This is a genomic window from Neiella litorisoli, assembly GCF_014773395.1.
Taxonomy (GTDB): domain Bacteria; phylum Pseudomonadota; class Gammaproteobacteria; order Enterobacterales; family Neiellaceae; genus Neiella; species Neiella litorisoli.
In genome coordinates this window covers 1-7,805 of the sequence record NZ_JACXAF010000041.1, presented here as the reverse complement: position 1 = coordinate 7,805, position 7,805 = coordinate 1, and the positions used below count along the sequence as shown (strand labels likewise).

6 protein-coding genes are annotated in these 7,805 nt (G+C 47.6%); 3 read left to right on the top strand and 3 right to left on the bottom strand.

Annotation, left to right across the window (positions count from 1 at the left end; genetic code table 11):
- Window positions 1-114: 114 nt before the first annotated feature.
- Window positions 115-516: a hypothetical protein gene (locus IC617_RS18700; protein WP_224746132.1), complete on the top strand. Its 402-nt coding sequence runs from the start codon at window positions 115-117 to the stop codon at window positions 514-516.
- A gap of 137 nt (window positions 517-653) precedes the next feature.
- On the opposite strand, the gene IC617_RS18695 is transcribed toward IC617_RS18700, so the two are convergent.
- From IC617_RS18695 to IC617_RS18685, 3 genes are all read right to left on the bottom strand, one after another.
- Window positions 654-2,144, bottom strand: coding sequence for a sulfatase-like hydrolase/transferase (locus tag IC617_RS18695; RefSeq protein ID WP_191146501.1), 1,491 nt, complete (start codon window positions 2,142-2,144; stop codon window positions 654-656).
- Between the two features lie 86 nt (window positions 2,145-2,230).
- Entirely contained in the window at window positions 2,231-3,667 is a 1,437-nt protein-coding gene (locus IC617_RS18690; protein ID WP_224746131.1) for a sulfatase family protein, read from the bottom strand.
- Window positions 3,668-3,733: 66 nt separating this feature from the next.
- Entirely contained in the window at window positions 3,734-5,203 is a 1,470-nt protein-coding gene (locus tag IC617_RS18685) for a sulfatase-like hydrolase/transferase (protein WP_191146500.1), read from the bottom strand.
- A gap of 141 nt (window positions 5,204-5,344) precedes the next feature.
- On the opposite strand from IC617_RS18685, the gene IC617_RS18680 reads away from it, so the two are divergent.
- A complete protein-coding gene (locus IC617_RS18680; protein ID WP_191146499.1) occupies window positions 5,345-6,298 on the top strand; it encodes a DUF4861 family protein in 954 nt (317 codons plus the stop codon).
- Between the two features lie 138 nt (window positions 6,299-6,436).
- Entirely contained in the window at window positions 6,437-7,672 is a 1,236-nt protein-coding gene (locus tag IC617_RS18675; protein WP_191146498.1) for a glycoside hydrolase family 88/105 protein, read from the top strand.
- Window positions 7,673-7,805: the final 133 nt, after the last annotated feature.

Sequence of the window (7,805 nt, the reverse complement as noted above, 5' to 3'; positions counted from 1 at the left end):
ACGAGTAACGCCCATTAACAGTGTGGCTCTGGTTCGACTAACCCACGATAAAGCGCAGGAGATCGACACTTCAGCTCAGGGAATCATGATGTCTAGGGTACAGAAGGGAGTATCGTGAGCTCATACAAGGTTGCATTACTTTTCATCTTCTTTGCTAGTAAGGTTGCAGCTGATTGCTCATTTGAAAAACAAAGAGATCTTTATCATCCAGCGCTAGCAGAACAGGATGCTTCTGAGAGCTTCCAAAAGAATGATGTTCACTTTATAGCTGTCGCAAATGGTTTTGCTCCAACTAGGCCTGGGTTTAAAAATATAAAGCCCACTCGTTGTCTTTTTCTTGAGAGTAACTGGACAATGCTGTGGGTCGGAGCTGATTCCAATAGGTGCAATGATCACTCAGAGCTCAATGAACAAGCATTAAACTATGCTGCGCGCTTTAACAAGAAAATGCTTGAGCTAGCATCGGAATCAGATAGTTACATATGTAAATCGGATTTGTTGGGCAATGTACCCTAACAAAGCGTTTAAGAGCGACTTCCGAAAATTGACCTTCTAGTTTTTCGTGCCGCAGCCCCAAATTTACTGCGTGATCTGTATATTGGTAACTGCATCATCGGGAACCAAATATTTTCTTCAGAGACTATCCACTTCTCCTAATCTTGCACATCTACCCTAAAAGGAAAGAAATGGCTGTACTTCCGAACTTCCTGAGAATTGGGTTGAATGCGCATTTCTCTGGGCATCCCGCTTTCCCAAACATCCAACTGTGCTTCTAGTTCCCTTGCTATATCTAAATTGTCTTCAATTGGAACCTCTAGCTCATACCCTGTGACAGAATAATCAAACAAAAATTGCCTGTTTCCCCCAACATCAAGATATTTATAGTGACCTTTTCTGATTGCTCTTTGACTCCAAAAACGCCAATAAAGGGGCCTTTCGTTTAAATAGCTACTATTTTGAGTTGCTGCAGGTATGAGATCCAAGCCATCTAATTGAGCCAAAGTGGAGTCGTCTGCTCCAGCTATTTGAAGCGCAGTATAAACAGCATCAAGTGATATAACGGGCTCTGATATTACCTTTGGCTGCTCGATAACTTTTGGCCAATGCATGATAAATGGCACGCGAATCCCGCCATCGGTTAGCATACCCTTTTCACCAATCAATGGCGTATTCATCGATCCATTCCAAGCTTCGTTACGATCTTCTATCGGCGCATCGTTCATATCTAAGCCTAGCGGTGCACCATTATCGCTGATGAAAAAGATTAACGTATTTTGCAAAATACCGTGCTCGCGTAACTTATCAACAACCATTCCGACACCATCATCAATAGCGGATATCATCGATAGAGCATATTTTCTTCGCTCTTTCATGTTTTGAGGAAAACGCGCCAGATATTTAGCTGTTGATTGCAATGGCACATGAGGTGCAAAGTGGGCCACATTTAAGTAGAAAGGTTCATTGACATGCCTTTCAATAAAAGCGATTGAAGCCTCATTGACGGCATCCAACCTGTACGTTGAGTCAGAAACGTATGATTCGGGTCTATCATTGCCCTTTTTGTCGTAAGTCGCCCAGAATTGTTCTAAGTAACCAAAGTAAGTATCTGAATACCCTCTATTGTTGGGAAAATATTTTTTTTTCTCGGAGAGCGGTATGTCCTTGGGGTTGAAATTGGCCACATCAGCCAGAGGATCATATTGTTTAAACCAATCTTTAGAATTCTTGTCGATTTCTAGGTGCCATTTGCCAACAAATCCCGTGGCATAACCGAGGGATTGCATCCGCTGTGCGATGGTTTCAACATCTAACGGCATAGGATTAAAGTTATTATCATCAACACCGAACCGTTGTTGATAAATCCCTGTCGCCATTGCTGCTCTCGATGGTACGCACTGTGGCGCCGTTACATAGCCACTAGTAAACTGCACTCCATTGAAAGCAAGAAGGTCGATGTTTGGGGTTTTTACATCTGACAATTGGTTCTGTACCCCCAAATCTGCAAACCCCATGTCATCAGTGAAGAAAATAACAATATTAGGAGCTCCTTCATTGCGCTCGGTGTCTTGCAGATTGTTGGAATTTTGATCTTGGCAAGCTAAGACAAGCACGTTGAGGAATAAGAGAATAATCGTTCTTTTCATTATGATCTCTATGGGGATTACACAAAGCCAAGAAATGGCTACCCTTTTAATGGATAGCCACTTGGTTTTTAATGAGTTTTATCGACTTAATTCGTCAGAATATTGCGGCTCTTCACTGGGTACCAATCGGCAAGTTTGGCTTTCAAACGCGCGACTAATTCTGGGTGTTGATCAGCCAAGTCATGTTGCTCATGTTCATCGTCAGCAAGGTTGTATAGCCGCGGCGCAACCAAGAAATCATTGTGGTATTTCTGGTAGCTGACGTTTTTGCCATCGTAGCTGACAATCAATTTCCAATCGCCTTCAATAACCCAGCGGTATAGCAAGGTCGACTCAGGATCATTCAAGTCATCCATGTCGTGAGCAAAACCTTCGCCATAAATGGTATCGCGCTCAATTGGCGTTTGCTGAACCATGTTTTGGTAGAGGTTTTCACCTGGCAAGCCCTGTGGTACGTCAACACCAGCAGCAGCCAGAATGGTCGGCACAATATCGATACTGCTGGTTAGCTCGGTACGCATTTGCGGCGCAAATTTGCTTGGTAGCGAATACATGATTGGTGTTCTGACACCGCTTTCGTTTGGACTTTGCTTCGACTTTGGCAAAAAGCGCTCGGCCATGGTTGGGTTGGTGACCCAGCCATTGTCAGAAACATAAACAATTAGGGTGTTGTCCTTGAGGCCCTTTTGCTCCAAGTAATCAAAAATCTGGCCGTTGGTTTCATCAAACCATTCAATCATGGCGTAATACTTGGCAATCGACTCAGGACGCGATGGGTCTTGATACTTCTTCAACAAGCGCTCAGGTGGCGTGTGCGGCGTATGCGGCATAAACGGCGCGTACCACACAAAGAAAGGCTTGTTTGCTGCAGTGGTACGGTCAATGAAGTCGGTGATCTCAGCAATGCCTTTACGGCCAATTTGTAGGCCATCATCACCATGGCGACCACCTTTTTCAGGGAAGCCGCGGGTCATGCCTTCATCAAAACCACCGCGTTGATAGCTACCTTCCCACCATTTACCCGTTTGCAAGCTGACGTAGCCTTTATCGCGCAGTAATTGCGGTAGAGTCTGCACGTGATCGATCTTGGCAATAATTTCACCGCGTTGTTTGTTGTATTCCGCGCCATTTTTGCCGCCCGGCAATTTGCGTGAAGGGTCATTACCAGTGATGCCATGTTGGTGGGCATAAAGTCCGGTGGCAATCGTGGCTAATGAAGGACGACACAAAGACGTTGGCACATAACCACGTTTGAAAGTCACCCCTTCGCTGGCGAGTTGGTCTAATGCCGGCGTTTTCACCACGTCGTGGCCCATAAAGCCATAATCATTCCAGGCATGATCATCAGATAGGATCAGGACGATATTGGGTGGCGTATCATCTTCAGCAGCGGTTTCGGTTGGCTGGCTTTGCTTCGTTGATACACAAGCGGTTAGCGACGCGGCTACGATTAACGCAAGCGCCCATTTAACCGGAGTTTTGGCGGCACTTGGCTTCGCCATCACTTCAGTTGATTGTGACATGATTTCCCCTCATTAATTTGCTTGTTGGCCCGACGCGACGTGTTTGTGCATCGGGTTTTATTTGAATTAGTTACCTTCGCCAGCGCCGGCTTCGAGTGTCTTTTGGGCAAAGTACTCGTTCCCTCGATACTGAGACTTAGGTGACCACACCGCATTCTCGGTTGGCAAATGATTGACCAGGGCCAGTTTGATATCGGCGTAGGCCGGATCAGCGGCAACATTGCGCCATTCATTGGCGTCGTTTTGATGGTCATAAAGTTCTTCTGAGCCATCTTCGTAGCGAATATAGCGGTAGCGCTCAGTTTTGACGGCGTGGTTATTGGCGCCATAAGTGGTCACCACGGCATGGTTCCAATTGCCGTCGGGATCGTGCAGCAACGGCGTTAAATCTCGACCTTCGTTATTGGGATTCGCCGGTAAACCACACATCTTCACCAGTGTTGGATACAAATCGAGCAGGCTGACGGGTTTGTTGGACACCTGACTGCCGTGCGATTTAGGCGGCTTAATGATCAGTGGTGTCCGAGTCGCTCGCTCCCAAAGAGTCATTTTGGCGAATTTATCTTTCTCACCAATGTGGTAGCCATGGTCTCCCCACAGCACCACTGCGGTGTTATCGGCATATTCACTGTTTTCCAGTGCATCAAGGACAATACCGACACATGAATCAACGAACGACACGCTGGCCGAATAGGCTTGCACAATGTTGCGGTATTCACCTTTATCAATGGCCCACTGCGTCGTTGGCATCATTGGGTGATCGGTGATCACGCGAGCAATCTCGGGAACGTCGCGCAGATCGTCAGCCAAGTAGGCTGGTACCTGAATCTCTTCGATAGGATGCATATCAAACCACTTTTGCGGCACATGCCATGGCACATGCGGGCGCAAGAAACCACAGGCCATAAAGAATGGTTTGTCATGTTTTTCCGCTAGCTTATCCGCCATCCAGTGCGCCGAATCATAATCTGGCATTTGATCATCACGCTCTGGGAACGGCCCCCAGTCAGTGCTGGTTTTAGGCTGATCCCATTTAAAGTTTTTCTCCGGATATGGGCCAAATAGCGGTACGCGACCACCAAAGTCGTCGAAACTACCTTCTGGCACATCCTCGTGAAAGACCTTACCCACTGCTGCGGTGTAGTAGCCATGCTTGCGAAAATACTCACTGAGAAATACCGAATGGGCAGTTTTGTCGCTGGCCTTGCGAATGTCATCGTCGTGAATATGGCCATAAATGCCGGTAGTCGACGGCGCTAGGCCGGTCATAATGCTGGCTCTGGATGGCCCGCACAGTGGCGCCGACGCATGAGCGTTGGTAAACAAAGTGCCTTGTTGCGCGAGTCGGTCGATATTCGGTGTCTTGGCATTTGGGTGGCCGTTCATGGCACCAACCCAATCATTTAGGTCATCAACAATCAGCATTAGTACGTTCGGATACTTTTGCTGTAGCGCCTTCAAAAAGTCCATTTGCGATAATGCACCGACCGCTGCTAAGCCGGCGGTTCCCATCAAAAATTGACGTCTGCTGACCATAATTTCTTTGAGCCTTAAACTGCTATCTATTGACGTCGATTACATCACAAATGTCGCATTTAACCAACAAGATCATTGCAATACAGGTCACATTATAACAATATCCAATCAATTTCAGTCATTGGAGCAAAAGAGAAAATTATGTCTTTTTCATTCTCGACATTACATTTGCCAACTGCGGTTAAAGTCGCTCTATCGGTCAGTTGCTTGTCGGCCACATTAGTTGCCTGTTCAAACACGGCGACACCAGTCAATGAGCAAGCAAAATCAGTTGAAGCGGCGCAGCCAAAAGTAATGGCTTACGGTCGTCACGTGCCAGAGCGGGTCGATGATTTCACATGGGAAAACGACAAAGTCGCGTTTCGTGTCTACGGCCCAGCAGCAAAGCCAACCGGCATCTCAAGCGGTGTCGATGCTTGGCTGAAGAAAGTTGATTATTCAATTATTGATAAATGGTATGCCGGTTACCTCAAAGGCGTGTCATACCATGAAGATCGTGGCGAAGGTTATGACCCTTACCACACAGGCCCCAGCCGTGGCGTTGGCGGCTCTGCCGTTTGGGTTGACGGCAAAGCCTACGCTGCAACGAACTGGCTGACCTATAAAGTTCATCAAAACAAAGGTGATGCGGTCAGTTTCACCCTCACCTACGAGGTCGAAACGCCACTAGGACAAGTTGCTGAGGATAAAACCATCACCCTGAAATTGGGTGAGCAGCTTTATCATGTCCAGTCCAAATTCACCCTTGATGGCAAGCCGGCAAAATTGCCAATCGCGATAGGTTTGGCGACTCACGATGAAAAAGCTGCCGTCTATTCGAACAAGAGCACCGGTCGTATTTCTACCTGGGAAGTCATTCATGAGCAAGGCTTGGCCACCGGCGTCATCATCAATCCAGCGTTAGTCGAGGACATTAAGCACCTACCAAGCCCGACCGTTGATGAAAGCCACATTTGGGTATTCACTAACACCAGTGATCAGGGCGATTTGGAATATCGCGCCGGATTCGGCTGGCAAGGCGCTGGCGAGTTTAACTCGATTGACAGCTGGAATCGTTACATCGACAAACAGTCGCAAACATTTTCATGGCAGTGATAGTTGGCGCGAGTTGCCGCGGCCAATAGCGCTGAGCAACGCCGCCAATTAACGAATAAGCCAACAAAAACCAGTAGCCCAGCTACTGGTTTTTTATAAATAGAAACGAATTTGCAGACCAATATATGGGGAAAGGAAATGATCACTAAGGTCATCAATAGCAAAACTACATCAAGGAAATTTATCGTCAGCTCATTGTCGCTTGCGCTGGCAGTGGCAATCGGCGGCTGTGCTAACACCAGCTCGCCCGCAGCAACCACGGTAGAGTCAAGTTACCAGCAAGCGCGCCTCGTCCAGTTATCGGCACATGACATTGGCCATCGTGCGAGTGAGTGGCAAATCAATCATCTCGATAATTTAGATTATCTGGCCGAGCGCTACTGGAATTCATCATCGAAGCCAACAGGCTGGATCCAGGCTGCATTCTATATTGGCCTCACCCGCTGGGTTGAAACCACCGAAGATAAAGCCATGCTCGAACACATTGAGCAAATGGCAAAAGCGCAGAACTATGGCCTGCGAGTCGACCGTTTCAAGCACGCCGATGATCATGCAATTGGCCAAACCTACTTGTGGCTCACTGAGCAAACCGGCAATACCGATGCTTATGGCCCAACTCAAGCCCTGTTCGATAAGATCCTGGCCAGCCCATCGGATGTCAGCCTAGAAATGGATGAGGACGCCGAGCCCAAGCGTTATGCCTTTGAAAGCCCATGTCAGGATCGCTGGTGCTGGTCAGATGCCTTATTTATGGCGCCACGAACTTGGCTCAAGTTGAGCAACGTCACCCAAGATCCAAAGTATTTTGAGTTTGCCGACAAGGAGTTTTGGGACACCGTTGATTACTTGTTCTCTGAGAAATACGGCTTGTTCTTCCGCGATAGCCGCTACTTTGAGATGAAAAGCGACAACGGTAAACCGGTGTTCTGGAGCCGCGGTAATGGTTGGGTGTTTGCTGCCCTGCCCTTGATCATTGACGACTTGCCTGCCGATCACCCATCGCGTGACAAATACATCGAACTGTATAAAAAGAACGCCGATGGACTGCAGCGCATTCAAAATTCGAATGGTTACTGGTCAGCCTCGTTACTCGATCCGAACAAGGTGAAAACCCCGGAAGTCAGCGGCACTGGTTTTATTACCTTTGGTTTGGCGTGGGGCGTAAACAACGGCATTCTCACCGAAGCAAAATACAAAACCGCGGTAGAAAAAGGCTGGCAAGCGATTGAACAAGCTGTTGAGCCAAGCGGTAAGGTGAACTGGGTGCAGCAGGTTGGCAAATCGCCGGATCCGGTACAACAACATGAAACGCAATTTTATGGCGTTGGCGCGGTACTGTTAGCTGCTGCGGAAATGACCAAATGGCAAGGCTAAGCTGGCGCTAGAAACACAAAAGCCGCCCGATTTATCGGGCTGTCTCTTGATCACATCTTAGAGTTCAAGAGACTTGGCTAATTCGTACCCTTCAAGGATGGCTTGTAATTTGAGCCATCCTTGCCACAGCACT

Excerpts from the sequence above, each read along its gene's own strand:
- IC617_RS18680 (WP_191146499.1), top strand. The coding sequence starts at position 5,345 with ATGTCTTTTTCATTCTCGACATTACATTTGCCAACTGCGGTTAAAGTC.
- IC617_RS18685 (WP_191146500.1), bottom strand. The coding sequence starts at position 5,203 with ATGGTCAGCAGACGTCAATTTTTGATGGGAACCGCCGGCTTAGCAGCG.
- IC617_RS18690 (WP_224746131.1), bottom strand. The coding sequence starts at position 3,667 with ATGTCACAATCAACTGAAGTGATGGCGAAGCCAAGTGCCGCCAAAACT.
- IC617_RS18695 (WP_191146501.1), bottom strand. The coding sequence starts at position 2,144 with ATGAAAAGAACGATTATTCTCTTATTCCTCAACGTGCTTGTCTTAGCT.
- IC617_RS18675 (WP_191146498.1), top strand. The coding sequence starts at position 6,437 with ATGATCACTAAGGTCATCAATAGCAAAACTACATCAAGGAAATTTATC.